The organism is Mycoplana sp. ABR4_002 (genome assembly GCF_056159645.1).
Map to the genome: position 1 here is coordinate 1058770 of NZ_JBSWVO010000001.1, position 24951 is coordinate 1083720.

Below are 24951 nucleotides of genomic sequence, written 5' to 3' on the forward strand. Positions count from 1 at the left end.
TCGATCTTCGTGAGGCGGCTCTCGGGTAAGCCTTTGGATAAGCTGGTCGGAGTGGCAAGATTCGAACTTGCGACCCCCTCGTCCCGAACGAGGTGCGCTACCAGGCTGCGCTACACTCCGTGACCAGCGGCGTCCGTATAGAACAGGCCTTCGGTTTCGACAAGCGCCAAACGCAAAAAAAATGTGATCCCGGGAAAAGTCCACAACGGCCGCGTGGCGGCCCGCCGGCGGGGCAGGGAACTTCGGACGCGCCGCGGCGTTTTCCGGCCATGCAGCAGATCGTCGCCGACATAATGCAGGAGACCGAGCTCGCCTTCCCGGTCATCGCGGCACGGCTGGTGGGGGCCGCCGTGCTCGGCGCCGTCATCGGCCTCGAGCGCGAGTATCGCAACCATCCCGCCGGACTGCGCACGCATATTCTCGTCAGCCTTGCTGCCGCGGTGTTCGCCATCGTCTCGATCGAGGTGGTCCACATGCGCCATTTCGGCGATGCGCAGGTGCGCATCGACCCGCTGCGCGTGGTCGAGGCTGTCACCTCCGGCGTCGCCTTCCTCGCCGCAGGCATGATCTTCTTTTCCCGCGGCAAGGTGCGCAACCTCACAACGGGCGCCGGCATGTGGCTCTCCGGTGGCGTCGGGCTCTCGGTGGGGCTCGGCTATTGGGCGATCGCCGCGCTGTCGGCGCTCGCCTGTCTGCTCGTCCTCAACGTGCTCGGTCGCCTCGTCCAGGGGGTCGGCGAAAGTCCGGCGCAAAGCTGCTCCGACGAATCCGACGCTGCAACGGCCGCGCCTCACGAGAAGCGTTGACACGGGTTTAACTGCGGACAAAATAATCGACATAGTAGTAATCAGAATTAGATGTCACTAAAATGTCTAGGTGCTGCCATCTTGTGCAGTTGATTCGCTAATAAGACGGGACCCATATCGTCTTTACTCCGAGACGTACCTGTCTTGACCGCCCGTAGAAACCCGGGCCGGCCCGGCAGGTTTTTTCGTGTGAGATTCGAGACCGCGCACGCGGCGATTAGAGGGTAAAACGTGGCAATCAAGGAAAGCAGGATCGGTGCGGACGAGTTGCGGACCGCGCTGAAGGACAGCTCGCATGCCTTTCTGGCTATGGGTGTTTTCAGCTTCTTCGTAAATCTACTGGTCCTGACCGGACCGCTGTTCATGCTCCAGGTCTACGACCGGGTGCTGGCGTCACGCTCCGAGGCGACGCTGGTGGCGCTGACCGGCCTGATCGTCATGCTGTTCGCCATCATGGGCGTGCTCGACCATATCCGCAGCCGCGTGGCGGCCCGCGTCGGTTCCGGCTTCCAGTCGCGGTTCGACAAGCGCGTCTTCAACGCCGTGCTCGACCGCACCGGGCTGCACGCCAAGGGCATCTCGACCCTGACCGGCATGCGCGACCTCGACGCGATCCAGAAGGCGCTGTCGTCGCCGGCGGTCTTCACCGTCTTCGACATTCCGTGGACGCCGCTGTTTCTCTTCGTCATCTTCATGTTCCATCCGCTGATGGGCGCGCTCGGCCTTGTCGGCGGCCTGATCCTGGTCGCGCTGACGTGGCTGAACCAGAACGGCACCAAGATCGACCAGGAGCGGGCGATGGTCGCCGGCCGCCAGAGCGACGAGTTGACCCAGGCGCTGCAGCGCGAGAGCGATACGGTCCGCGCGCTCGGCATGCGCCGGTCCGTCACCACGCGCTGGCAGGCCCTGCGCGAAAAGACGCTCGACGCCAATGTCCGCTACAGCGACAGCAACGGCTTTTATGCCATTACCTCCAAGACCTTCCGCGTCTTCCTGCAGTCGGCGATCCTGGCGCTCGGCGCCTGGCTGGTGCTGCAGAACGAGATCAGCGCCGGCGCGATGATCGCCAGCTCGATCATCATCGGCCGCGCTTTGGCGCCGATCGAAGGCGCCATCGGCCAGTGGAGCCTGGTGCAGCGCGCGGTGCAGGGCTGGTGGCAGCTCTCCGAACTGCTCGACAAGGTTCCGGAGGAAGAGGGGCGCACCGCGCTGCCGAAGCCGCGCGCCATCCTCGAGGTCAACCAGGTCACCGCGATTCCGCCGGGCGAGAAGGTTGCGACGCTGCGCATGCTGTCCTTCGACCTCGGCCCGGGCCAGGCGGTCGGAGTCATCGGCCAGAGCGCGTCCGGCAAGTCGACGCTGGCGCGCATCCTCACCGGCATCTGGCCGCCGGCCGGGGGCAATGTCCGCCTCGACGGCGCGTCGCTGGAGCAGTACGGCTTTGACGGCCTTGCCGAACATGTCGGCTACCTGCCGCAGGACGTCGTGCTCTTCGATGGCACGGTGGCGGAAAACATCGCCCGGATGCAGATCAACCCCGACGCCGCCAAGGTGGTCGCGGCCGCCAAGAAGGCGGGTGCGCACGACATGATCCTGCGTCTGCCGGACGGTTACGACACGCGCCTGTCGGTCACCGGCGGCAAGCTCTCGGGCGGGCAGAAGCAGCGCATCGGCCTTGCCCGCGCGCTCTACGGCGACCCGGTGCTGGTGGTGCTCGACGAGCCGAACTCCAACCTCGACGCCGAGGGCTCGATGGCGGTGAACCTTGCGATCCGCAATCTCAAGGCGGAGGGCAAGGCGGTCGTCATCATGGCGCACCGGCCGGCCGCCATCGAGGAATGCGACCTCATCCTAATCATCGAGAACGGCCAGCGTCTTGCCTTCGGGCCGCGCGACGAAGTGCTTCGCGCTCACCTGCGCAACCACGCCCAGGTCGTGGCCAGCACCGGAACCGGCGGCAGCAACAAGTAAGTCGCCGCACGGCGCGAGACGAGAGTAGGAATTCGATAGCATGAACAACAAATGGAACGGGCGGAACTACGCGGTCATCGGCTATGCCACGGTGTTCCTGTTGCTGGGCGGCATGGCGGCCTGGGCCGCGCTCACCCGGATCAATGGCGCGGTCGTCGCCTCCGGCGCCATCGAGGTCGCCAGCAACCGCCAGGTCGTGCAGCATCCGACCGGCGGCGTGGTCGGCCAGATCATGGTGCGCGAGGGTGACCGGGTGAACGCCGGCGACGTGCTGATGCGGCTCGACGACAAGTTCGACCGGTCGGAACTCGCCGTCATCGAGGGCCAGCTCTTCAGCCTGATGGGCACCGCGGCGCGCCTCATGGCCGAGCAGGACGGCAAGGCCGAGATCCGCTTCGATCCGGAGATGATTGAGCGGGCCGGGACCGACCCCGCGGTCCAGGAGATCATCGACGGCCAGACGCGCCTGAAGGAGGCGCGCCAGGAGACCCGCGAGAAGCAGGTCGGCCAGCTCAGCGAAAAGAAGCAGCAGATCGCCAAGCAGAACGAGGGCCTGCAGAGCCGCATCAAGGCGCTTGACACCCAGCTGAAGTTGATCGGCGAGGAGCTCGACGCCCAGAACAAGCTGCTCAAGCAGTCGCTGACCAACGCCAGCCGGGTGCTACAGCTGCAGCGCGAGCAGGCCGATATTTCCGGCACGATCAGCCAGGCGGAGTCGAGCATTGCCGAGAACGCCGGCAAGGTCGCCGAGATCGAGCTGGCGATCCTCAACATCAACTCCAACACCCGCGAGGAGGCGACGACGTCGCTGCGCGAGATCGAGGCCAAGATCGCCGAGTTGAAGGAGAACCGCACGGCCAAGCTCGAGACGCTGAGCCGCATGGACATCACCGCGCCGGTTCCGGGCGTCATCCTCGGCATGACGGTGCACGCGCTGAAGTCGGTCATCAGGCCGGCAGACCCGCTGCTCTACATCATTCCCCAGGAGAACGACCTCGTCGTCAAGACGCAGATCTCGCCGACGCAGATCGATCAGGTCCATGTCGGTCAGGTGGCGCATATCCGCTTCGGCGCCTTCGACCACCGCACCACGCCCGAGCTTGTCGGTCAGGTGACCAAGGTCGCCGCCGACGTGCTCAAGGACGAACGAACCGGCCTGACCTATTACCAGGCCGAGATCCGGCCGGACGACGGCGAACTTGCGAAGCTCGGCGACAAGAGCGTCATTCCCGGCATGCCGGTCGAAACCTTCATCCAGACCTCCGAGCGCTCGCCGCTGGAATACCTGATCAAGCCGCTGGCGGACTATTTCTCCAAGGCCTTCCGCGAACGCTAGTCACGGCTTCCGGATCGGTCGCCGAACGCGAACCCCGCCCCGCACGTCGCGGTGCGGGGTTCTCTGTTGCGGGCGATCCTCCGCGGCCAGTGCCGAGGTCCGGCCGGTCACGCGTGGAACAAAGCCGGCGAAAGGGCATTTCTCCCGCAACGCAATGTTTGCAAGGGAGATCATGATGTTCCGGGCTCTGATTCTGTGGCTGCTGGGCGTGCCGTTCTTTGTCGTGCTGCTGCTGTGGTTCTTCTATTTCTAGGGCCTGGAGCCGGTTGTGATGGTCCGCTGGCTGGCGGGCCTGTTCGTCCGGTGTGAAAGCGAGCACGGTAGAGGTGGCCGCTGACACGCATGGCCCATACCCGCTTGGTCCCGCCGTCGACAGGCTGGAGCCACCGCATTCGGCTCCCGCCCCGGAAGTTTGCCGCGAGCCGGATGAAGGAGCCTGGCGGCGGCCACGCATGCAGGCATCGTGGCCGCCTGGACCATCGAAGTTCGAGCGCCGAAGGTCAGGGGCAAGGCTGCGGGCGTCATCGGCTTCCGCCCGCCTGCGCGTTTCCGCCATGCCAGCGGGAACCTATCCTCAGGTGTAGCTGCCCCGACGACAATCCTGCCCATACAGTCTCCGACGTGGCTCGTGATCGACCTGTCTCGATCGCGCAGGCGCATCCTGCCGTCATCAACAGGAGACAAACATGAGCTTGGACAATATCGCTCACGCCGCCAGGACGGGTTCCGAGGAGTTGGTTCCGTCGCGCTACGCGGTGCAGATCGGCGAAATCGAGGTCGTTGTAATCAGCGATGGGGTGCTGCCGCTCCCAACCAAGATGTTGGGGCACAACGTCGCCCCGGCCGCGCGGGCGGCCTGGCTGGACGACATGTTCCTGCCGCCGGACGCTTTCGACTGGGCGCTCAACGTGGTGCTGGTTCGCAGCGGCGACCGGACCATCCTGGTCGACGCCGGCCTGGGGCTGGACCCGGACCTGAACCTGCCGCGGGCCGGGCAGCTGATCAAGCGACTTGAAGGCGCCGGAATCGATCTCGGCTCGGTGACCGACGTGGTGCTGACGCACCTGCACATGGACCACATCGGCGGGCTGCTCGTCGATGGGGTGAAGGAGCGGCTGCGCCCGGACCTGCGGATCCACCTGGCGGCCGCCGAGGCCAAGTTCTGGGAGGCGCCCGATTTCTCTCACGCGGTCATGCCGGAGGGGTTCCCGGATGCGTTGCGGGCGACGGCGAAGCGGTTCATGAACGTCTACCACAACCAGTTGCGGACGTTCGAGGACGAGTGCGAGGTGGCGCCGGGCGTGGTTGCCACGCGCACCGGCGGTCACACCCCGGGGCACTGTGTCGTTCGCGTCGCGTCAGGCGGTGACCGGCTGATGTTCGCCGGCGATGCCGTGTTCGCGGTCGGGTTCGACCACCCCGACTGGCACAACGGCTTCGAACACGACCCCGAGGAGGCGGCCCGCGTCCGGACCGCGCTTTTCACGGAGCTCGCGTCGACCAAGTCGTTGCTGGTCGCCACCCATCTGCCGTTCCCGTCCGTCGGCCGGGTGGCGGTCGATGGCGACCACTTCCGCTGGGTCCCGGTCTTCTGGGACTACTGACCGGGCGGGCATCGCCCAAAAAAGAAGCGCCCGCATGGGGCGCTTCGATGTTTGTCCTCTGCCGCGGCGGGATCGGCCCCGCCGCGCCGGCGGCTCAGGCCGCCTCGCGGCTTTCGGCGTCGGTCGGGACCATGGAGATCGTCTTCAGGATCTGCGAGGCGATCTGGTAGGGGTCGCCCTTGGAGTTCGGCCGACGATCCTCGAGGTAGCCGCGGTAGCCGTTGTTGACGAAGCTGTGCGGCACGCGGATCGACGCACCGCGGTCCGCCACGCCGTAGCTGAACTGGTGGATCGAGGCGGTTTCGTGCTTGCCGGTCAGGCGCATGTGGTTGTCCGGCCCGTAGACGGCGATGTGGTCGGCGCGGGCCTCGGCAAACGCGGCCATCAGGCTTTCGAAATAGTCCTTGCCGCCGACCTCGCGCATGTAGCGGGTCGAGAAGTTGGCATGCATGCCCGAGCCGTTCCAGTCGGTGTCGCCGAGCGGCTTGCAGTGATACTCGACATCGATGCCGTACTTCTCGGTCAGGCGCTGCAGCAGGTAGCGCGCCAGCCAGATTTCGTCGGCCGCCTTGCGGGAGCCCTTGCCGAACACCTGGAACTCCCACTGGCCCTTGGCCACTTCGGCGTTGATGCCTTCGTGGTTGATGCCGGCGGCGAGGCAGATGTCCAGGTGTTCCTCGACGATCTTGCGGGCGACGTCGCCGACATTGCTGTAGCCGACGCCGGTGTAGTAGGGACCCTGCGGTGCAGGGAAGCCGGTCTCCGGGAAGCCGAGCGGGCGGCCGTTCTTGTAGAAGAAGTATTCCTGCTCGAAGCCGAACCAGGCATCCTCGTCATCGAGGATCGAGGCGCGGCTGTTGGACGGATGCGGCGTCTTGCCGTCCGGCATCATCACTTCGCAGAGCACCAGCACGCCGTTCCTGCGCTCGGGATCGGGATAGCAGGCGACCGGCTTCAGCACGCAGTCCGAGCTGTTGCCCTCGGCCTGCATCGTCGACGACCCGTCGAAGCCCCACAGCGGAAGCCTGTCGAGCGTCGGAAAGGCCTCGAACTCCTTGATCAGGGTTTTGCCGCGCAGGTTCGGGGTGGGCTTGTATCCATCGAGCCAGATGTACTCGAGCTTGTACTTGGTCATTGCGTTCTCTCACGTCTCTCTGGTTTCGGAGGCGGCCGCGCGATCTGATCGCCCGGCCGCCGATACCCAGGAAGAAGCATTAGTCGTGCCAAGTTGGTTCCGGTGCGCCAATTCCCTGGAAAATCGTGCTCGGCCCGGCGAGGCGCAACGACCGGCTGGTGGGCGGCGCACAAGGAAAATGCGCACTGCACAAAAACTGGGCGGCAGGTGCTGGGATGACGGGCAGCGCTGCCTGGGCGACGACCGGTGCACGCATAAAAAAAGGGGCCGTGACGGCCCCTTTTGTTTCGTGCGGTCTGCCTCAGTCGAGGTCGGCCAGCAACTCGTGGGCGCGGCCGGCGCTGGTGTGGCGCACCTCGGCGTCGTGGCGGCGGCTGGCGAAGATCTCCGTCGCCATCAGCTTCTCGGCCAGATCCGCCGGCAGCGACAGGATCACGCGGTCGTCGTTGGTGTGGATGCCGCCGAGTTCGGAGTGCCGTCCGGTGATCATGCCGCCGGCGACGGTGTTGTGCGTGTCCGGGTCGATCAGGATGAAGGCGCCGGTGGTGCGGTTCTGCTCATAGGTGTCGAACACGGCCTGCTCGTCGAAGGTGAGCGCGACCTTGCCGATCGCATTCATCGGCAGCGCCTCGGCCGAGGCCCACTTGCCGCTCTTCAGGTCGAGCTGCGTCGTCGGGGTGACGCTGACGCGCTGGCGGCGGCTGCCGCTCTTCAGCCAGTAGCGCTTGCCCGGCTCGATGCCGTCCGGCTGCAGCGCCACGATCTGCGCGTCGAACTTGCGCCCGGTCATCGGCTGGCTGTCGATCGAGGCGATCATGTCGCCGCGCGCGACGTCGACCTGGCGGTCGAGCACGAGCGTGATCGCGTCGCCGGCGACGGCGGCGTTGCGCACGAGGTCGAAGGTGACGATCTGCTTGACGTTGGCGACGACGCCCGAGGGCAGGATGACGACGCTGTCGCCGGGCTTGACCGCACCGCCGGCGACCGTGCCCTGGTAGCCGCGGAAGCTCTCGCCCGGGCGCGAGACGCGCTGCACCGGCAGGCGGAAGCCGACCGTCTGGTTGGAGCGGACGGTGGCTTTCTCCAGCGTTTCGACCAGCGTCGGCCCCTCGTACCACGGCATCGAGGCGCGGCCGTCATAGACGACGTTCTCGCCCTTCAGCGCCGAGACCGGGATCGCCGTGATCTGCTTGACGCCGAGCGACAGCGCCAGTTCCTTGAACTCGTGGGTGATCTGCTCGAAGCCGGCGCGGTCGTAGCCGGTCAGGTCGATCTTGTTGACGGCGAGCACGAACTGGCGGATGCCCATCAGCGTCGCGATCGTCGCGTGCCGGCGGGTCTGCTCGAGGATGCCGGTGCGGGCGTCGACCAGAAGCACGGCGAGGTCGGCGGTCGAGGCGCCGGTGGCCATGTTGCGCGTGTACTGCTCGTGGCCGGGGGTGTCGGCGACGATGAAGGACCGCCGGTCGGTCGAGAAGTAGCGGTAGGCGACGTCGATGGTGATGCCCTGCTCGCGCTCGGCCTGCAGGCCGTCGAGCAGCAGCGCGAAGTCGGGCAGGCCGAGATCGTTCTGCTTGCCGGAGGAGTCGCGCCGCAGCGTGGCGGCCTGGTCTTCCTTGACGGCCTTGGTGTCCCAGAGCAGGCGGCCGATCAGCGTGGACTTGCCGTCATCGACGCTGCCGCAGGTGATCAGCCGCAGCGGGCGGCTGTCGCGCGTGACGCGTTCGGTCTCGGCGGCCGGAAAGGCGGCAATGGTCGCGGTTGCGGTCATCTCAGAAATATCCTTCGCGCTTCTTCTTTTCCATGGAGCCGGACTGGTCGCGGTCGATCGCGCGGCCCTGGCGTTCGGAGACGGTGGCGGTTTCCAGTTCGGAAATGATGTCGTCCAGCGTGGTGGCGGTCGAGCGGATCGCGCCGGTCAGCGGGAAGCAGCCGAGCGTGCGGAAGCGGATCAGGCCCTCCTGCCTGGTCTCGCCCGGCAGCAGCTCCAGCCGCGGGTCCTCGGCCAGGATCATCATGCCGTCGCGCTCGACATACGGGCGCTTCTTGGCGAAGTAGAGCGGCACGATCGGAATGTTCTCGGCCTGGATGTAGCGCCAGATGTCGACCTCGGTCCAGTTCGACAGCGGGAAGGCGCGCACGCTCTCGCCGCGGTTGATCATGCCGTTGTAGATGTTCCACAGCTCGGGGCGCTGGTTGCGCGGGTCCCAGCGGTGGTCCGGCGTGCGGAACGAATAGATCCGCTCCTTGGCGCGCGAGGCTTCCTCGTCGCGGCGCGCGCCGCCGAAGGCGGCGTCGTACTGGCCGGCGTCGAGCGCGTGACGCAGCGCTTCGGTCTTCATGATGTCGGTGTAGCGCGCCGAGCCGTGGGTGAACGGCGTGATGTTCTCGGCCGCGCCGCGCGGGTTGATGTGCTCGACCAGGTCGAGGTCGTAGCGCTTCACGATCTCGTTGCGGAACGCGATCATCTCGGCGAACTTCCAGCCGGTGTTGACGTGCAGCAGCGGGAAGGGGACACGGCCGGGATGGAAGGCCTTGCGCGCCAGGTGCAGCAGCACCGAGCTGTCCTTGCCGATCGAATAGAGCATCACCGGCCGCTCGAACTCGGCAGCGACCTCGCGGAAGATGTGGATGGCCTCGTTCTCGAGGGCCTTGAGATGCGGATCGAGCGGCGGCTTGGTGGCCGCTGCGCCGTTGGCTTCCGCTTCGTTACGGATATCGGACATTCCTAATCGTCTCCAGAAATCTGACCGGCCGGGAGAGGCCTCAGAGCGAGCTTGAATTGAGCGAAGGGATTGCGGATTCGGGAACGTGGAGGCCGCATTCGCGCTTCTCGTCGTTTTCCCACCACCAGCGGCCGGCGCGCTCCGGCTCGCCGGGCTTGATCGCCCGCGTGCACGGCTCGCAGCCGATCGAGGGATAGCCGCGCGCGTGCAGCGGGTTCACCGGCACGGCGTTGTCGGCGACATAGGCCTTGATGGTCCCGAGGTCCCAGTCGGCGAGCGGGTTGACCTTGATCAGGTTGCGCTCGGCGTCGTACTCGGCGAAGGCGATGTCGGCGCGGTTGCCGGACTGGCCGCGGCGCAGGCCGGTGACCCAGATCGACGCCCCTTCGAGTGCGCGCGCAAGCGGCTTCAGCTTGCGCACGCCGCAACAGGCGTGCCGGGCCTCGACGCTTTCGTAGAAGCCGTTCATCCCGTACTGGGCGACATAGGCCTCGACGTCTTCCTTCCTGGGATGGAAGCGGGTGATGGCGATGCCGAAGCGTTCCTCGGTCTCCTCGATCAGGTCCGCCGTTTCCTTGAACAGGCGGCCGGTGTCGAGGGTGGCGACGTCGATCGGCAGGCGGTTGAGGCCGATTTCGGCGGTGATCACCTGGTCCTCGATGCCGAGGCTGGTGGTGAAGACAGCGCGTCCGCCAAGGCTTGCGACCAGCGCAAGCCGCTCGGTCAGGCTGAGGGCGCCGAGTTGGTCGTTGAGCGTCTTGGCGGCGCTGTTTTCCGTAACTGCAGTCATGCTGGGGTCCTGTCTGAGTTTGGCCGGATTATTGCAGGCGCGCTGCGGCGCGGACAGAAAAACGGATTTCCATTCGTTCCGGCCCGGAGCAAATATCTCTCTATCTTGCGTCGATGACAGAAATCCTGCCGTTCCTGCCGCGGCTGTGCCCGCGAACGGCCGGGGACGGTGGCGCTCCCGCGGGGCGGGGCGCGGCTGCCTGTGGCGGGGCGACCCGCCGGCCAGGAGCGGGCGACCGTCGAACGCAGGGGCTCGCGTCCGGCCGACCGCTGAGGTCCCTGTCGCATTTCCCGGCGAGGGCCTTTCCCGGCAGATCCGTATCGTCCGCCCCCCTCTGTCGGAGTACCGTTTTGCCGTTCCTTCCGCCGCAGGGAACCACTTTTGCGAACTTCGTCCTCTATGTTGACTAACTCTACTAATTTAATAGAGTTTATGGGCAAAGTGAGGAGAGGTTGAAAATGACGAAAATTTTCAGTAGTTTACGTGTCGCACTCGTTGGCGCCGGGCTGGTTCTCTCCGGCCTGACTACCGCCGCGGCGCAGTCGGCCCTGCTCAATGTGTCCTATGATCCGACGCGCGAATTCTACCGCCAGTACAACGCCGCCTTCGCGGCGCACTGGAAGGCCTCGACCGGCGAGGACGTTGCGATCCAGCAGTCGCATGGCGGCTCGGGCAAGCAGGCCCGCGCGGTCATCGACGGCCTCGAGGCCGACGTCGTGACGCTGGCGCTCGCGGCCGACATCGACGCCATCGTCGAGCACAGCGGCAAGATTCCGGAAAACTGGCGTGCGCTGCTGCCGAACAGCTCCACGCCCTACTCGTCGACGATCGTCTTCCTGGTGCGCAAGGGCAACCCCAAGGGGATCGGCGACTGGGGAGACCTGATCAGAGACGGCGTCCAGGTCATCACCCCGAACCCGAAGACCTCGGGTGGGGCGCGCTGGAACTTCCTCGCCGCCTGGGCCTGGGCCGAGCGGGAGTTTGCCGGCGACCGGACCAGGGTGAAGGCGTACGTCGCAACGCTGCTCCGGCACGTGCCGGTCCTCGATACCGGTGCACGCGGGGCCACCACCACATTCGTCGAGCGCGGCATCGGCGACGTGCTGCTCGCCTGGGAGAACGAGGCCTGGCTGGCGCGCGAACAGCTCGGCCCGGACGCGTTCGAAATCGTGGTTCCGGCGCTATCGATCCATGCCGAGCCGCCGGTCGCCGTGGTCAAGGGCAATGCCGAGGCAAAGGGCAGCGAAAAGCTGGCGACGGCCTATCTGGAGTACCTCTACAGTCCGGAAGGCCAGAGCCTTGCCGCCAGCAACTTCTACCGCCCGTCGGATCCGTCGGCGGTCGATCCGAGGCTGCTGGCGCGATTTCCGAAGCTCGAACTGGTGACGATCGAGGCCTTTGGCGGATGGAAGTCGGCGCAAGCCGAGTTCTTCGGCGACGGCGGCCTCTTCGACCAGCTCTACAAGCCGGGGAACTGATGGCCATGACAACCGCCCCAAGCGCGGCGCGGTGGCACTGGAAAACGCCAAGCGTCATTCCCGGTTTCGGACTGACGCTCGGCTTTACCCTGGTGTACCTGACGCTGGTCATCCTCATTCCGCTGGCGGGGCTTGCCTGGCGCTCCGCCGCGCTCGGCTGGTCCGACTTCCTCCGTCTGGTGACGGACCCGCGCACGCTCGGTGCGCTCAGGGTCTCGTTCTCGACCGCGCTCGCCGCCGCCCTGCTCAACGTCGTCTTCGGCGTCGTCACCGCCTGGGTGCTGGTGCGCTATCGCTTTCCCGGCCGGCGCCTCGTCGATGCGATCGTCGACCTGCCCTTCGCCATCCCGACCGCCGTCGCCGGCATCGCGCTGACGGCGCTCTATGCGCCGACCGGTCCGATCGGCGGCCTGTTGGCGCCGCTCGGCGTCAAGGTGGCCTACACGCCCCTCGGCATCGTCGTGGCGCTGATCGCGATCGGCCTGCCGTTCGTGGTGCGCACCGTCCAGCCGGTGATGCAGGAGATCAGCCGGGAGGTGGAGGAGGCCGCGGCCTCGCTCGGCGCCAGCCGCTTGCAGACCATCGTCCGGGTCATTCTGCCGGGGCTGTTTCCGGCGATCCTGACCGGCTTCGCGCTGGCGCTGGCGCGCGGTGTCGGAGAGTATGGTTCGGTCATCTTCATCGCCGGCAACATCCCGTTCGTCTCGGAGATCGCGCCGCTCCTCATCGTCATCCGCCTCGAGGAGTTCGACTATGGAGCCGCGACCGCGATCGCGAGCGTTATGCTGGCGGTCTCCTTCCTCATGTTGTTCCTCATCAACCTCGTTCAGGCCTGGAGCAGACGGAGGTTCGGCCATGTCTGATCCCCGTTTCCGGAGTCCCGTCAGCGAGCGCGCGCCGGTCCGCCTCGTCCTGATCCTGGTGGTGCTCGCCTTCCTGTCGCTGTTCGTGCTGACGCCGCTCGCGGTCGTTTTCGCCCAGGCCTTCAGGGAGGGGTGGGGCGCCTACCTCGCGGCGCTGCGCGACCCCGACGCCGTCTCCGCGATCCGCCTGACCCTGCTGGTGGCGGCGATCGCGGTGCCGGCCAACCTGATCTTCGGCGTGGCCGCCTCCTGGGCGATCGCCAAGTTCGAGTTTCGCGGCAAGGCGTTCCTGACCACGCTGATCGACCTGCCGTTCTCGGTCTCGCCGGTCATCTCCGGCCTGGTCTTCGTGCTGTTGTTCGGCGCCAATTCGGCGCTGGGCCCGCTGCTCAAGTCCTACGGGGTGCAGGTCGTCTTCGCCGTGCCCGGCATCGTGCTGGCGACGATCTTCGTCACCTTTCCCTTCGTCGCCCGGGAACTCATTCCGCTGATGCAGGATCAGGGCGCAGGCGACGAGGAGGCGGCGATCTCGCTCGGCGCCAACGGCTGGCAGGCGTTCTGGCATGTCACCCTGCCGAACATCAAATGGGCGCTGCTCTACGGCGTGCTGCTCTGCAACGCCCGCGCCATGGGCGAGTTCGGCGCCGTCTCGGTCGTTTCCGGCCACATCCGCGGGCTGACCAACACCATGCCGCTGCATGTCGAGATCCTCTACAACGACTACAACGTCGTCGGCGCCTTCGCCGTCGCCTCGCTGCTGGCACTGCTGGCGCTGCTGACGCTCGTGCTGCGGACGATCCTCGAAACCCGATACGGCGCCGAGCTGTCGGCCTCCCGGAAGCATTGAGAAGAGCTGGACCCATGGAAATCCGCGTTGACCAGATCCGCAAGGAATTCGACCTCTACCCGGCGCTGCACGACGTCTCGCTGACGATCGGCTCGGGCGAACTGATCGCGTTGCTCGGTCCCTCGGGATCGGGCAAGACGACGCTGCTGCGGCTGATCGCCGGTCTCGAGCAGCCGACGCTCGGCCGGATCTTCTTCGGCGAGGAGGATGCCTCGTACAAGTCGGTACAGGAGCGCAATGTCGGCTTCGTGTTCCAGCACTATGCGCTGTTCCGGCACATGACGGTGGCCGACAACATCGCCTTCGGCCTGACCGTACGGCCGCGTCACCGGCGCCCGTCGCGCGCTGACATACGCAGGCGCGCGTTGGAGCTGCTCGACATGGTGCAGCTGACCGGGCTGGAGAAGCGTTTTCCCAGCCAGCTTTCCGGCGGCCAGCGCCAGCGCGTCGCGCTCGCCCGTGCCATGGCGATCGAGCCGAGGGTGCTGCTGCTCGACGAACCCTTCGGCGCACTTGACGCCAAGGTGCGCAAGGAACTGCGCCGCTGGCTGCGCGAGTTCCATGACCGCACCGGCCACACCACCGTCTTCGTCACCCACGATCAGGAGGAGGCGTTGGAACTGGCCGACCGCGTCGTGGTGATGAGCCAGGGCAGGATCGAGCAGGTCGGCTCGCCCGACGATGTCTACGACCGGCCGAATTCCGCCTTCGTCTTTTCCTTCATCGGCTCGTCGGCGAGCCTGCCCGTCGAGCAGAAGGACGGCATGGTGTTCTTCCAGGGCCAGCCGATCGGGCTTGCCGCCGAGGGGGCAGGCCCGGCCCGGCTGTTCTTTCGCCCGCAGGACGTGGCAATCGTCCCCGACGCCGAGGCGCTGTGCGGCAAGGTGACGGCGTCACGCCGGCTTGCCGGAACGCGCATCGCCGAAGTCGACGTCGGGTGTGCGGGCCATTCCCATCATATCGAGATCGAGGTGCCGCTCGAAGCCAGGACTGAGATTGGCGGCGAGATCCGCTTTCGTCCCACGCGGTGGGAGCGGTTCGCGTCCTGACTGCCCGGGCGATCACCGTCCCGCCCTGCCTTATGCCCCGCCGCATCAACAAATCTTGAAGGCTGCTCCTCGCCCGGACTGTTATCTTGCGCTTCCATCCGGACTGCAGAGAGGATGAAGACAATGTCCATGATGATTGCGCGGCCGGCGGCCACGACGGCATGTTTGGTGGCGCTGTTCGCCGGCGCGGCGATGGCGCATCACGGCTGGTCCTGGGCCGAGGCGGAACTGTCCGAACTCGATGGCACGATCGAAACGATCTCGATGGCGCCGCCGCATCCGAGCCTGGAGGTCGCGACGGAGAGCGACGGTGTCTGGCGCATCGAACTCGGCAATCCGCGGCTGACCGAGCGTTCCGGTTTCGTCGAAGGAGCCGCCAAGCCGGGCGATCCGATCGTCGTGCTCGGAAACCGCTCGCTCGAACCCGGCGAGAAGCGGATGAAGGCCGTCCGCATCACCGTTGCCGGCAAGCGCTATGACATCTACCCCGAACGGATCAGGATGAATTGATCGGACCGGCGATGGAGTGGCTGCAATGGCTGTCGCAGACGCCGCTGGCCGAGGCGCTGAAGCGGTCGGGAACGCTCTACCTGTTCGTCAATGCCGCGCACATCCTGTCGATCGGCCTCATCGTCGGCGCCATCCTTCCGCTGGACCTTCGGCTGCTCGGCCTGTTTCGCGGCTATCCGCTGTCGGTGTTGGCCTCCTACCTGTCCCGTAGCGCGGCGGTCGGCGTGCTGCTCGCCGTGACGACAGGCGCGGTGCTGTTCAGCGTCCGTCCGCTCGAGTATGCGGCAAACCCGGCCTTCCTGACAAAGCTCGTGCTGGTCGGCGTGGGCGCGGCAAACGCAATGGCGATCCGCTGGAGCCGGGGATGGAAGGTCGCCCTGCACGGCGGCGGCGTCTCGCCGCTCCTGCGCCTTCAGGCCGCCCTGTCGCTGCTGGTGTGGCCGGCGGCGCTGGTTTCCGGCCGCTGGATCGGCTTTGTCGCCTGAGCAGCGCTACCGCGCAGCCACCCAGCCCCGGCGTCAGGTCCGGCCCCGGTAAGGCAGGAGTTCGCCCCATTCGCTTCTCCAGAGCCCGTCCTCGTCGATGACCACGACCCGGCGGCGCCGGTCGTCATGCCGGGCCACATGCCAGGCGAGCGATAGCGCGCTGGCGACCGGTCGCAGCATCCGCCCCAGCATCAGCGTCGGTTCTTCCACGATCGCCACCGGGCCGCGCTCGCCGCGCACCAGCACGACCGCGATCTCGTCGCTCCGCCGGATGTGCAGACGTGTAACCCGGACATAGCGCCCAGGTCGCTCGTAGTCGGGCCTGCCCATTGCCATGTGCTCACCGTCCATCGACCGTAATGTATGCATCATAACATAATGCACGACGGTCGGCGAAGGGGCGACGGTCCCCGGCGTCAATGCGGGCCGACCCTACCGGTCGCTGGTCTCCCAGCGCGGGTTGATCCACGGTTCCTGGTTGGAACGGGGCAGGGGCTGCCGCCCGAGGATATGGTCGGCCGCCTTCTCGCCGGTCATGATCGACGGCGCGTTGAGGTTGCCGTAGGTCACATGCGGGAAGATCGACGAATCCGCCACCCGCAAGCCATCGACTCCGATCACCCGCGTCTCGGGGTCGACCACCGCCATCGGGTCGTCGCGGTCGCCCATCCGGCAGGTGCCGCACGGGTGGTAGGCGCTTTCCAGGTGCTCGCGCAGGAAGGCATCGATCGCCTCGTCGCTCTGCACGGACTCGCCCGGCTGGATCTCCGGCCCGCGGAACCGGTCGAACGCCGCCTGGCCGAAGATCTCGCGCGTCAGGCGCACGCAGTGACGGAACTTCTCCCAGTCCTCCGGATGGCTCATATAGTTGAAGCGGATGACCGGATCGGCCATCGGGTCGTTCGACCGAAGCGTGACGTTGCCGCGCGACTTCGACAGGTTGTAGCCGACATGCACCTGGAAGCCGTGGGTGTTGGCCGCCGCCTTGCCGTCATAGGAGATCGCAACCGGCAGGAAGTGGTACTGGATGTCGGGCTGCTTGACGCCCGGAGCGGAACGGAGGAAGGCGCAGGCCTCGAACTGGTTGGAGATGCCGAGCCCCTTCTTGAAGAACAGCCACTGCGCGCCCGCGACCCCCTGCCAGAACCATGGCAGCCAGGAATAGAGCGAGACCGGCTTGGTCGAGATCTGCTGGAAGTAGAACTCCATGTGGTCCTGCAGGTTGGCGCCGACGCCCGGCCGGTCGACCTTCACCTCGATCCCCATGTCCTTCAGGTGCTCTCCCGGGCCGATGCCGGACAGCATCAGCAGTTTCGGAGAGTTGAACGAGGAGGCCGAGACGATCACCTCGCGATTGGCGCGCACCACCTCGATCTTGCCGCCCCGCTCGATCTCGACGCCGACGGCGCGGCCGTTCTCGATCACGATCCTGCGGGCGAAGCAGCGCACCAGCTCGACATTCTGCCGCTTCAGCGCCGGCCTCAGGTAGGCGTTCGCCGCCGACCAGCGGCGGCCCTGCCAGACGGTCTGCTCCATCAGCCCGAAGCCTTCCTGCTTCGAGCCGTTGTAGTCCTGCGTCAGCTCGAACCCGGCCTGCTTTCCGGCCTCGATGAAGGCGTGGAACAGCGGGTTCTTCACCGGCCCGCGCTGCACGTGCAGCGGTCCGTCGGTGCCGCGCCAGCCGTCCTCGCCGCCATGGCTGTGTTCCATGCGCTTGTAGTAGGGCAGCACGTCCGCATAGGACCAGCCGCGCGCGCCAAGCTCCTCCCAGCGGTTGAAGTCCTCGGCGTGGCCGCGCACATAGACGAGACCGTTGATCGACGACGAGCCGCCGATCACTTTTCCACGCGGCGCCGTTATCCTGCGATTGTTCAGGTTCGGTTCCGGCTCGGACAGATAGCCCCAGTTGTAGCGCTTCATGCTCATCGGCCAGGCCAGTGCGGCCGGCATCTGGATGAACGGGCCGATGTCGGACCCGCCATATTCCAGCACCATGACGGTGTTCGAACCGTCCTCGGAGAGCCGGTAGGCAAGGGCGGAGCCGGCCGAACCGGAGCCTATGATGATGAAGTCAGCCTGCTGCATTGCTGTTTCCTGGCGGTTGCGGTTCGTGCCACCCGCCGTGGCCGTGCCTCACGGCCACGCGGCGGTTCCGTTTCGTCTCAATACGGCGCGTCGACCTTGCCCATGCCGACATAGACGGTCTTCAGCTCGCTGTAGTGCTCGAGCGCGGCAAGCGAGTTCTCGCGGCCGAAGCCGGACTGCTTGGAGCCGCCGAAGGGGATCTCGACGGGGGCGAGGTTGTAGGCGTTGATCCACAGCGTGCCGGCCTCGAGCCGGTCGGCGACGCGGTGGGCGCGGCTGATGTCGGCGGTGAAGACGCCGGCCGAGAGCCCGAATTCGGTGGCGTTGGCGCGGGCGACCACCTCGGCCTCGTCGTCGAAGTCGAGCACGCACATCACCGGCCCGAAGATCTCCTCGCGCGCGATGGTCATGCCGTCCGTCACGTCGGCAAAGACGGTCGGCTGGATGTAGAAGCCCTCGCCGGGCACGTGGTTCGGGATGCCGCCGCCGGTGACGAGCCTGGCGCCCTCCGCCTTGCCCTTGCCGATATAGTCCATCACCTTGTCGCGCTGCGCCTTGGAAACCATCGGCCCGAGCTGGGTCGCCTCCTCCAGCGGTTCGCCGATCACGATCGCCTCCGTCCGTTCCTTCAGTCGCGACAGGAACCGTTCCTTGACGGCCGTGTGCACGAACACGCGGGTGCCGTTCGAGCACACCTGGCCGGTCGAATAGAAGTTTCCGAGCATCGCCCCGCCGATGGCGCTTTCGAGGTCGGCGTCGTCGAACACGATCAGCGGCGACTTGCCGCCGAGTTCCATCGTCACGTGCTTCAGCTCGGCGGCGGCCGCACCGGCCACCTTCTTGCCGGTGGGCACCGAACCGGTCAGCGACACCTTGGTGACGTCGGGGTGGTTGACCAGCAGCGGGCCGGTGGCGCGGTCGCCCTGGATGACGTTGTAGAGGCCCTTCGGCAGGCCGGCCTCGATCAGGATCTCGGCGATCTTGAGTGCGCCGAGCGGGGTGTTTTCGGACGGCTTGAACACCATGGCGTTACCGGCGGCGAGCGCCGGTGCGCCCTTCCAGCAGGCGATCTGCTGTGGGTAGTTCCAGGCGCCGATGCCGACGCAGACGCCGAGCGGCACCCGCTTGGTATAGGCGAAATCGCCGCCGAGCGGGATGTAGTCGCCATTGAGGGCGGCGGCGATGACGCCGCCGAAGAACTCGAAGCTGTCCGCGCCCGAGGTCGGGTCGGCGACGATCGTTTCCTGGATCGGCTTGCCGGTGTCGAGCGTCTCCAGTTCCGACAGTTCGCGGTTTCGCTCGCGCATGATCTCGGCGGCGCGCCTGAGGATCCGGCCGCGCGCCGTCGGGCTCATCGCCGCCCATTCCGGCTGGGCGCGCTTGGCGGCTGCGATCGCCTTTTCGACGATCGCCGGCGTCGCCGCGTGCAGCCTTGCGATCACTTCGCCGGTCGCCGGGTAGACGCTCTCGAACGGCGCGCCGGCGGTGTCCTCGACATAGGCGCCGTCGATGAAGTGCGAGGCTTTGGGTTGGGCTCTCATCTTATTCTCCTCGCGGGTAGCGTTTGGATTCCTCGAGGTTGTCGAGGTTCATATGGTTCCGCATGTAGCGCTCGGAAGCCTTCTGCAGCGGCTGGTGGTCCCAGGGATAGTAGGCGCCGTTCCGGAGCGCCTCGTAGACGACCCAGCGCCGCGCCTGGCTCTCGCGCACGGCGGCGTCGAAGGCTTCCATGTCCCAGCGCGCCTCGCGCATCTGCCGGAACGCCTCGAGCGTCGCCCTGATTGCCGGATCGGTCGGGCCGGCGGCGAGGTTGGTCAGTTCCAGCGGATCGCTTTGCAGGTCGAACAGCTGCTCGGGGTCGAGCGCGCAGTAGACGTATTTCCACCTGCCCTCGCGGATGCCGACGAGCGGCGCATAGGAGGCTTCCGCCGCATATTCCATCAGCACCGGCGTAGTGCGCTCGACACCCTTCGTCATCGGCACCAGGCTTTCGCCGTCGGTCCAGGGCATCACCTCGTCCATCGAGATGCCGGCGAGCTCGGCCAGCGTCGGGGTGACGTCGAGGTTCGAGGTCGGGGTGAGGTGCAGGCCGGGGGCGATGCCGGGGCCGGCGATCATCAGCGGCACGCGCGCCGACCCCTCGAAGAAGTTCATCTTGAACCACAATCCGCGCTCGCCCAGCATGTCGCCGTGGTCGGAGCAGAAGAGGATGACGGTGTCGTCGAGCATCCGAGTGCGCGTCAGCGTGTCGACCAGTTCGCCGACCTTCTCGTCGAGATAGCTGATGTTGGCGAAGTAGGCCCGGCGCGAGCGGCGCACGTTATCGGCGGTGATGTCGAAGCTGGCATAGTCGCAGGAGTGCAGGATCCGTTCGGAATGCGGATCCTGCCTCTCCAGCAGCCCGACTTCCGGCTCGAGCTGCTCGCAGGTCTCGTACAGGTCCCAGAACCTGCGCCGCGCCACGTAGGGGTCGTGGGGGTGGGTGAAGGACACCGTCAGGCAGAAGGGCCGCCGGCCGCTGTCGTCGTTCTCCCGCGACAGCTGGTAGAGCTTCTGGTTGGCGAGGAAGGCGACCTCGTCGTCGTATTCCATCTGGTTGGTGATCTCGGCGACGCCCGCGCCGGTCACCGAACCCATGTTGTGATACCACCAGTCGATGCGCTCGCCGGGCTTGCGGTAGTCCGGGGTCCAGCCGAAATCGGCCGGATAGATGTCGGTCGTCAGCCGCTCCTCGAAGCCGTGCAACTGGTCGGGGCCGACGAAGTGCATCTTGCCGGACAGGGCGGTGTAGTAGCCGCTGCGACGCAGGTGATGGGCATAGGTCGGGATCGAGGAGACGTATTCCGCGGCATTGTCGTAGACGCGCGTGCGGCTCGGCAGCTGCCCGGCCATGAACGAGGCGCGGGCCGGCGCGCAGAGCGGCGAGGAGGTGTAGTTGTTGCGGAACCGCGCCGAGCGCGCGGCCAGGGCCTTCAGGTGCGGCGCGTGCAGGAAGTCGGCCGGCCCGTCGGGAAACAGCTTCCCGTTGAGCTGGTCGACCATGATGATGAGGATGTTCGGCTTCTGGCGGGTCACGGAGTGCGGTTCCTCGGCGATAACGGTTACTGCGGGCAATCTAGCGCCCCCTTGCCGGGCGAGGTCGCCGCGCAGCGGCGGGCGGGGGTGATCCTGCGACAGCGGCGATCGCGCCGGCCGCTTTGCCAACGGCGTCGACCGCCCGCAGTTGCGCGTTCAGGTAGTCCTCCGTCAGCGCGATAGACGCCTCGGCGCTGATCGGCGCGGCCCGCAGCCCCTGGCGGATGTAGAGGCCGTCGATCATGGCGGCCGCGCCCTCGGCGATGCGGATCGCGTCCGGCGCCGGGCAGAGCGCCTTGAGGTTCGACACCAGGTTCGACCGCAGCCGGCGGGCATAGAGCACGAGCATCCGCCGGGTGTCCTCCGAACGCTGCGCCTCGGCATAGAAGGCCAACCAGGCGGCGATCGTCTCCGGCGCGAACTGGTCGGCCTGGAAGCTGACGCGGATGACCGCCGACAGCTTCTCGCGCGGTGCGTCAACGGATTGAATCGCTTTCACCACATCCTCGCGCAACTGCTGGAGAAGACTCTGGATTGTCGCGAGCAGCAATTGCTCCTTCGAGCCGAAATAGTGGTGGGCAAGGGCGGGAGAGACGCCCGCATGCCGGGCGATTTCAGACATGGTAACGGCCAGCGAGCCGTGGTCGCCGACCGCTTTCAGCGTCGCGTCGACAAGCGCCTTCCGGCGCACCGGCTCCATTCCGACCTTGGGCATCCGCCGCCTCCTTGCTGATGGAACTTATTTTTAATTGACTGACCAATCAACAAAAAAATCGCTTCCGGTCGCACCTGTCCGGTCGCCCTTTCCGGTCGCCCATGACAACTTCCGATATCGTGCTAGGATTGTGGCGTGTCGTTCCAACTGTTGGGGGTTGTCATGGCGGTTCAATCGGGAATTCCTCATCTGTCCGAGGTGCGTGCCAAGTGGGGCTGGTTCGTCGCCCTCGGGGCCGCGCTCTTGATCTTCGGCTTCATCGCGGCGGCCAACCTGTTCTGGGCCACGGTGGCGTCGGTCTACTACGTCGGCATGCTGATGATCGTCGGCGGCGCGGTCTATCTGGCCCATGCCTTCCAGGTGAAGGCATGGAAGGACACGATCTACTGGGTGCTGAGTGCACTGCTCTACATCGCCGCCGGCGTGCTTGCCTTCGTCAATCCGATCCTGACCTCGGCCGTGCTAACGCTGTTCATGGCGGCGGCGCTGCTCGTCTCGGGTCTGTTCCGCGTCTGGGTGGCCTTCGATTCCCGCCACGAGAGCGGCTGGGGCTGGCTGCTCGCCGGTGGCCTCGTCACCGCGCTGGCCGGCATTGTCTTTTTGATCGGCTGGCCGGTGAACAGTCTGTGGCTGCTCGGCCTGTTCCTCGCCTTCGATCTGGCGATGCAGGGCTGGGCATTGATCGCCTTCGGATTTGCCCTGCGCAGGGCCTGACCAAGCCGGCGATGGCGGCGTTTGACAGCGCCGCCGCCGCCGCGATAGGGAGGCGCGTGGGCTGGGCCCCGACAACTCTCGATCGGGCAAGATCTCCCGCCTGTGGCGCATCGGATGGCCGTGAAGGGGCAGGTGCGGCTGCGGCGGCTCACGGGCGCCGTTGTCGCCACGCCGCGGAGGGGTAACGCATGTACTATCTGATCGTCTTCATCGGGGCCGGGATCGGCGGGGCCGGCCGGCACGGTGTCAACGTTCTGGCGGCGCGGCTCGCCGGCAACGGCTTTCCGCTCGGCACGTTGGCCGTCAACGTGCTCGGCTGCCTGGCGATGGGGCTGCTGGCGGGCTTCTTCGCCTTTCGCGGGCACCTGCCGCAGGAATTGCGCCTGTTGCTGACGACGGGCGTCCTCGGCGGCTTCACCACCTTCTCCGCCTTCGCGCTCGACGCCACGGTGCTGTGGGAACGCGGGAACCTCGGCCTGGCGCTCGCCTATGTGCTGGGCAGCGTCGTGCTGTCGCTTTCATCGGTCGTCGCCGGGCTGGCGCTGGCCCGGCTTGCCTGGGAGAGCCTGCCCTGAAACGTCGGCGGCTATCTGACAAGTTTCTGATGTAAGCCCTTGTCGTAACTTAAGTTCATCAAAACGTCACACTGGCGAAACGATTTCTTCAGGGTCGGCGGCGAAGAGTCGCGGGCAAAAAGCACGCCCTCCGGAGCCAGCCCGATGTCCGCCGCCGAAATGCTCGCCCTTACCCGTCTTGGCGACGATGAGATCGTCACGCTTGCCAAGCTGGTCATCGAGACGGCCTTCCAGCCGATCGTGGAATGCGTTTCCGGGGCGGTGTTCGGCTACGAGTCGCTGATGCGCGGCTTCGACCGGCTCGGGGTCGCCTCGCCACTGGAACTGCTCGACCGGGCCTTTGCGGCCGGACAGTTGCTCTCGCTCGAACACATGGTCAATTCCCGGGCGCTTGCCGCCTTCGCCGCGCTGCCCGACTTTTCCAGCCGGACCCTGTTCATCAATCTTGATTCCCGCCTGACGGCAGAGGCGCATGACACGGTGGAGCGCCTCACCAGCCATCTCAAGCGGGCGGGCATCCCCGCGTCCTCGATCTGCTTCGAGATTTCCGAGCGCTTCGACAGCACCCTGGCTCCGGAGTTCGGCTCCCTCGTCCGCCGGCTGCGGCTCGAGGGGTTCAAGCTCGCCATCGACGACTTCGGCATCGGCCACAGCGGCATGAAGGTGCTGTGCGACCACCCGGTCGATTATCTGAAGATCGACCGCCACTTCGTCACCGGCATCGACGCGGACGCGCGCAAGCGGCATCTGGTGCGCAACATGGTCAGCGCCGCCCATGTGCTCGGCATCCGCGTTATCGCCGAGGGCGTGGAGACGGAAGCCGAGTTCATCGCCTGCCGCGATGCCGGCTGCGACCTGGTCCAGGGCTGGTACGTCGCCCGTCCGCAAACCGACATGTCCGCCCTGCGCCCGTTCTATCCGGCCGTTGCGCGTGCCGCGGCCCGTCGCAGCAGCCTGCATTCGCTCGACAAGATGCTGATCCGCCGCCAGATCGAGCGCCTCCCGGCCGTGCGCGAGAACGCCAGCCTGGAATCGGTGTTCGAGCTGTTCCGCAAGGACCCCAAGCGCACGTTCTTCCCGGTGCTGAACGCCAACGACGAACCGCGCGGCATCCTGCACGAATATCATGTCAAGGAACTGATCTATCACCCGTTCGGGCGCGATCTTCTGAAGAACAAGCTGTACCAGAAGAGCCTTGCGCATTTCGCGATCATGGCGCCGGTGGCCGACCTCGAGACCCCGGCCGAGCAGCTTCTCAGCATCTTTGCCGACATGGGCGGCAACGAATGCGTGATCCTGACCGAGAACATGCGCTACGCCGGCATCCTCAGCGCCTCGTCCTTGCTCAAGATCATCAGCGAGAAGCAGCTGAAGACGGCCGAGGACCAGAACCCGCTGACCGGGCTGCCGGGCAACCGGTCGATCCACGAGTACCTGCAGGAGCGGGCGCTGGACGGCGGCCAGGTGCGCTATTTCTGCTATTTCGACTTCGACAACTTCAAGCCGTTCAACGATCACTACGGCTTCCAGACGGGGGACCGCGCGATCCTGCTCTTCGCCTCGCTGCTGCGCCGCCATTTCGTCGGCTCGGACACGTTCGTCGGCCATCTCGGCGGCGACGATTTCTTTGCCGGCGTCTGCGGCCGTGACGAGGCCACGCTGAACGCGCTGCTGGAACTGCTGGTCAAGGAATTCGCCGCCGAGGCGCGCAACCTCTATGCGTCCGAGGACCTGCGTGCGGGCGTCATCCGCGGCCATGATCGCGACGGCAATGCTCGCGACTTCCCGCTGCTGCGCTGCTCGGCGGTGGTGCTGCGCGTGCCGGCGGGCGAGCTCTTTGCCGACCCGCAGCAGATCAGCGCCCGGATCGCAATGCTGAAGGGGGCGGCCAAGTCGAGTGCGCGCGGCATCGTGATGTGCAGGGAAAGCATCCGCAGCGCCGCCTGAGGGCAACACCCGCGCCGGCCGCACCGGCCGGAAACGGGGGAGGGCGAGCCCGGCGCCGGACCCGCCCTCTTTCGGCCGAGCGGCCTGTACACACACATCAACCGGCTCGGCCTATCCTGAGCGGCCCTTGTTTTTTCGGGGCAGGCCGCTCAAGACTGGGAAACTTCACGTTCGTTCTCGCGCGAGGAGACCGAAGACGCCGGCCATCGGACCGCATCTGACGGGGCTCAGCCGCGCGCG

Annotated in this window: 22 protein-coding genes and 1 tRNA gene; 13 read left to right on the forward strand and 10 right to left on the reverse strand. The window is 66.5% G+C overall.

Going from position 1 to position 24951, the window contains the following annotated elements:
- Positions 1 to 43: 43 nt before the first annotated feature.
- A tRNA-Pro gene (locus ACXAGF_RS05040) sits at positions 44 to 120 on the reverse strand.
- A 149-nt stretch (positions 121 to 269) separates the two neighbouring features.
- Between ACXAGF_RS05040 and ACXAGF_RS05045 the strand changes: the two genes are divergently transcribed.
- The 4 genes from ACXAGF_RS05045 to ACXAGF_RS05060 all read left to right on the forward strand — a co-directional run bounded on the left by ACXAGF_RS05045 (position 270) and on the right by ACXAGF_RS05060 (position 5717).
- On the forward strand, positions 270 to 806 hold the full coding sequence (locus ACXAGF_RS05045; protein WP_475014965.1) for an MgtC/SapB family protein: 537 nt from the start codon (positions 270 to 272) through the stop codon (positions 804 to 806).
- 231 nt (positions 807 to 1037) lie between these two features.
- The gene (locus ACXAGF_RS05050; RefSeq protein ID WP_475014966.1) at positions 1038 to 2777 is read left to right on the forward strand and encodes a type I secretion system permease/ATPase; all 1740 of its coding nucleotides are present in this window, start codon (positions 1038 to 1040) and stop codon (positions 2775 to 2777) included.
- 40 nt (positions 2778 to 2817) lie between these two features.
- On the forward strand, positions 2818 to 4113 hold the full coding sequence (locus tag ACXAGF_RS05055; protein ID WP_475014967.1) for an HlyD family type I secretion periplasmic adaptor subunit: 1296 nt from the start codon (positions 2818 to 2820) through the stop codon (positions 4111 to 4113).
- A gap of 686 nt (positions 4114 to 4799) precedes the next feature.
- Positions 4800 to 5717 carry an MBL fold metallo-hydrolase gene (locus ACXAGF_RS05060; RefSeq protein ID WP_475014968.1) on the forward strand — a complete coding sequence of 306 codons (918 nt, stop codon included), beginning with the start codon at positions 4800 to 4802 and terminating at the stop codon, positions 5715 to 5717.
- Positions 5718 to 5811: 94 nt separating this feature from the next.
- On the opposite strand, the gene ACXAGF_RS05065 is transcribed toward ACXAGF_RS05060, so the two are convergent.
- The 4 genes from ACXAGF_RS05065 to ACXAGF_RS05080 all read right to left on the reverse strand — a co-directional run bounded on the left by ACXAGF_RS05065 (position 5812) and on the right by ACXAGF_RS05080 (position 10368).
- Complete coding sequence (locus tag ACXAGF_RS05065) at positions 5812 to 6852, reverse strand: glutamine synthetase beta-grasp domain-containing protein (protein ID WP_475014969.1); 1041 nt, start codon at positions 6850 to 6852, stop codon at positions 5812 to 5814.
- A gap of 301 nt (positions 6853 to 7153) precedes the next feature.
- Positions 7154 to 8623, reverse strand: a complete 1470-nt coding sequence (gene cysN / locus ACXAGF_RS05070; RefSeq protein WP_475014971.1) for a sulfate adenylyltransferase subunit CysN — start codon at positions 8621 to 8623, stop codon at positions 7154 to 7156.
- Between the two features lies 1 nt (position 8624).
- Positions 8625 to 9578, reverse strand: a complete 954-nt coding sequence (gene cysD, locus ACXAGF_RS05075; protein ID WP_475014972.1) for a sulfate adenylyltransferase subunit CysD — start codon at positions 9576 to 9578, stop codon at positions 8625 to 8627.
- Between the two features lie 40 nt (positions 9579 to 9618).
- Positions 9619 to 10368: a phosphoadenylyl-sulfate reductase gene (locus ACXAGF_RS05080; protein ID WP_475014973.1), complete on the reverse strand. Its 750-nt coding sequence runs from the start codon at positions 10366 to 10368 to the stop codon at positions 9619 to 9621.
- A 458-nt stretch (positions 10369 to 10826) separates the two neighbouring features.
- Between ACXAGF_RS05080 and ACXAGF_RS05085 the strand changes: the two genes are divergently transcribed.
- From ACXAGF_RS05085 to ACXAGF_RS05110, 6 genes are all read left to right on the forward strand, one after another.
- On the forward strand, positions 10827 to 11846 hold the full coding sequence (locus ACXAGF_RS05085) for a sulfate ABC transporter substrate-binding protein (RefSeq protein WP_475014974.1): 1020 nt from the start codon (positions 10827 to 10829) through the stop codon (positions 11844 to 11846).
- Between the two features lie 5 nt (positions 11847 to 11851).
- The gene (gene cysT, locus ACXAGF_RS05090; protein WP_475014975.1) at positions 11852 to 12709 is read left to right on the forward strand and encodes a sulfate ABC transporter permease subunit CysT; all 858 of its coding nucleotides are present in this window, start codon (positions 11852 to 11854) and stop codon (positions 12707 to 12709) included.
- On the forward strand, positions 12702 to 13556 hold the full coding sequence (cysW, locus tag ACXAGF_RS05095; RefSeq protein ID WP_475014976.1) for a sulfate ABC transporter permease subunit CysW: 855 nt from the start codon (positions 12702 to 12704) through the stop codon (positions 13554 to 13556). The genes cysT and cysW overlap by 8 nt, the downstream gene beginning before the upstream one ends.
- A gap of 14 nt (positions 13557 to 13570) precedes the next feature.
- Entirely contained in the window at positions 13571 to 14605 is a 1035-nt protein-coding gene (locus ACXAGF_RS05100; protein WP_475014978.1) for a sulfate/molybdate ABC transporter ATP-binding protein, read from the forward strand.
- A gap of 129 nt (positions 14606 to 14734) precedes the next feature.
- Positions 14735 to 15115: a DUF6152 family protein gene (locus ACXAGF_RS05105; RefSeq protein ID WP_475019212.1), complete on the forward strand. Its 381-nt coding sequence runs from the start codon at positions 14735 to 14737 to the stop codon at positions 15113 to 15115.
- A gap of 11 nt (positions 15116 to 15126) precedes the next feature.
- Entirely contained in the window at positions 15127 to 15600 is a 474-nt protein-coding gene (locus ACXAGF_RS05110; RefSeq protein WP_475014980.1) for a DUF6644 family protein, read from the forward strand.
- A gap of 33 nt (positions 15601 to 15633) precedes the next feature.
- On the opposite strand, the gene ACXAGF_RS05115 is transcribed toward ACXAGF_RS05110, so the two are convergent.
- From ACXAGF_RS05115 to betI, 5 genes are all read right to left on the reverse strand, one after another.
- Positions 15634 to 15936, reverse strand: coding sequence for a hypothetical protein (locus ACXAGF_RS05115; RefSeq protein ID WP_475014981.1), 303 nt, complete (start codon positions 15934 to 15936; stop codon positions 15634 to 15636).
- A gap of 96 nt (positions 15937 to 16032) precedes the next feature.
- Complete coding sequence (gene betA, locus ACXAGF_RS05120) at positions 16033 to 17685, reverse strand: choline dehydrogenase (protein WP_475014982.1); 1653 nt, start codon at positions 17683 to 17685, stop codon at positions 16033 to 16035.
- A 77-nt stretch (positions 17686 to 17762) separates the two neighbouring features.
- The gene (gene betB / locus ACXAGF_RS05125) at positions 17763 to 19226 is read right to left on the reverse strand and encodes a betaine-aldehyde dehydrogenase (protein ID WP_475014983.1); all 1464 of its coding nucleotides are present in this window, start codon (positions 19224 to 19226) and stop codon (positions 17763 to 17765) included.
- Position 19227: 1 nt separating this feature from the next.
- The gene (gene betC / locus ACXAGF_RS05130; RefSeq protein WP_475014984.1) at positions 19228 to 20760 is read right to left on the reverse strand and encodes a choline-sulfatase; all 1533 of its coding nucleotides are present in this window, start codon (positions 20758 to 20760) and stop codon (positions 19228 to 19230) included.
- A 40-nt stretch (positions 20761 to 20800) separates the two neighbouring features.
- The gene (gene betI, locus ACXAGF_RS05135) at positions 20801 to 21475 is read right to left on the reverse strand and encodes a transcriptional regulator BetI (protein WP_475014985.1); all 675 of its coding nucleotides are present in this window, start codon (positions 21473 to 21475) and stop codon (positions 20801 to 20803) included.
- A 162-nt stretch (positions 21476 to 21637) separates the two neighbouring features.
- Here betI and ACXAGF_RS05140 point away from each other — a divergent pair, with 162 nt between their 5' ends.
- The 3 genes from ACXAGF_RS05140 to ACXAGF_RS05150 all read left to right on the forward strand — a co-directional run bounded on the left by ACXAGF_RS05140 (position 21638) and on the right by ACXAGF_RS05150 (position 24711).
- Positions 21638 to 22189: an HdeD family acid-resistance protein gene (locus tag ACXAGF_RS05140; RefSeq protein WP_475014986.1), complete on the forward strand. Its 552-nt coding sequence runs from the start codon at positions 21638 to 21640 to the stop codon at positions 22187 to 22189.
- A 188-nt stretch (positions 22190 to 22377) separates the two neighbouring features.
- Positions 22378 to 22764 carry a fluoride efflux transporter CrcB gene (gene crcB, locus ACXAGF_RS05145; protein WP_475014987.1) on the forward strand — a complete coding sequence of 129 codons (387 nt, stop codon included), beginning with the start codon at positions 22378 to 22380 and terminating at the stop codon, positions 22762 to 22764.
- Between the two features lie 144 nt (positions 22765 to 22908).
- Positions 22909 to 24711 carry an EAL domain-containing protein gene (locus ACXAGF_RS05150; RefSeq protein ID WP_475014988.1) on the forward strand — a complete coding sequence of 601 codons (1803 nt, stop codon included), beginning with the start codon at positions 22909 to 22911 and terminating at the stop codon, positions 24709 to 24711.
- The last annotated feature ends 240 nt before the right edge of the window (positions 24712 to 24951 follow it).

What these genes read in the sequence shown, in the direction of transcription:
- cysN (WP_475014971.1), bottom strand. Translation starts at nt 8,623, where the DNA reads ATGACCGCAACCGCGACCATTGCCGCCTTTCCGGCCGCCGAGACCGAA.
- ACXAGF_RS05065 (WP_475014969.1), bottom strand. Translation starts at nt 6,852, where the DNA reads ATGACCAAGTACAAGCTCGAGTACATCTGGCTCGATGGATACAAGCCC.
- ACXAGF_RS05055 (WP_475014967.1), top strand. Translation starts at nt 2,818, where the DNA reads ATGAACAACAAATGGAACGGGCGGAACTACGCGGTCATCGGCTATGCC.
- ACXAGF_RS05080 (WP_475014973.1), bottom strand. Translation starts at nt 10,368, where the DNA reads ATGACTGCAGTTACGGAAAACAGCGCCGCCAAGACGCTCAACGACCAA.
- betA (WP_475014982.1), bottom strand. Translation starts at nt 17,685, where the DNA reads ATGCAGCAGGCTGACTTCATCATCATAGGCTCCGGTTCGGCCGGCTCC.
- ACXAGF_RS05115 (WP_475014981.1), bottom strand. Translation starts at nt 15,936, where the DNA reads ATGGCAATGGGCAGGCCCGACTACGAGCGACCTGGGCGCTATGTCCGG.
- ACXAGF_RS05150 (WP_475014988.1), top strand. Translation starts at nt 22,909, where the DNA reads ATGTCCGCCGCCGAAATGCTCGCCCTTACCCGTCTTGGCGACGATGAG.
- crcB (WP_475014987.1), top strand. Translation starts at nt 22,378, where the DNA reads ATGTACTATCTGATCGTCTTCATCGGGGCCGGGATCGGCGGGGCCGGC.
- ACXAGF_RS05140 (WP_475014986.1), top strand. Translation starts at nt 21,638, where the DNA reads ATGGCGGTTCAATCGGGAATTCCTCATCTGTCCGAGGTGCGTGCCAAG.
- betB (WP_475014983.1), bottom strand. Translation starts at nt 19,226, where the DNA reads ATGAGAGCCCAACCCAAAGCCTCGCACTTCATCGACGGCGCCTATGTC.
- ACXAGF_RS05085 (WP_475014974.1), top strand. Translation starts at nt 10,827, where the DNA reads ATGACGAAAATTTTCAGTAGTTTACGTGTCGCACTCGTTGGCGCCGGG.
- ACXAGF_RS05060 (WP_475014968.1), top strand. Translation starts at nt 4,800, where the DNA reads ATGAGCTTGGACAATATCGCTCACGCCGCCAGGACGGGTTCCGAGGAG.
- ACXAGF_RS05045 (WP_475014965.1), top strand. Translation starts at nt 270, where the DNA reads ATGCAGCAGATCGTCGCCGACATAATGCAGGAGACCGAGCTCGCCTTC.
- cysT (WP_475014975.1), top strand. Translation starts at nt 11,852, where the DNA reads ATGACAACCGCCCCAAGCGCGGCGCGGTGGCACTGGAAAACGCCAAGC.
- cysW (WP_475014976.1), top strand. Translation starts at nt 12,702, where the DNA reads ATGTCTGATCCCCGTTTCCGGAGTCCCGTCAGCGAGCGCGCGCCGGTC.
- cysD (WP_475014972.1), bottom strand. Translation starts at nt 9,578, where the DNA reads ATGTCCGATATCCGTAACGAAGCGGAAGCCAACGGCGCAGCGGCCACC.
- ACXAGF_RS05105 (WP_475019212.1), top strand. Translation starts at nt 14,735, where the DNA reads ATGATGATTGCGCGGCCGGCGGCCACGACGGCATGTTTGGTGGCGCTG.
- betI (WP_475014985.1), bottom strand. Translation starts at nt 21,475, where the DNA reads ATGCCCAAGGTCGGAATGGAGCCGGTGCGCCGGAAGGCGCTTGTCGAC.
- ACXAGF_RS05100 (WP_475014978.1), top strand. Translation starts at nt 13,571, where the DNA reads ATGGAAATCCGCGTTGACCAGATCCGCAAGGAATTCGACCTCTACCCG.
- ACXAGF_RS05110 (WP_475014980.1), top strand. Translation starts at nt 15,127, where the DNA reads ATGGAGTGGCTGCAATGGCTGTCGCAGACGCCGCTGGCCGAGGCGCTG.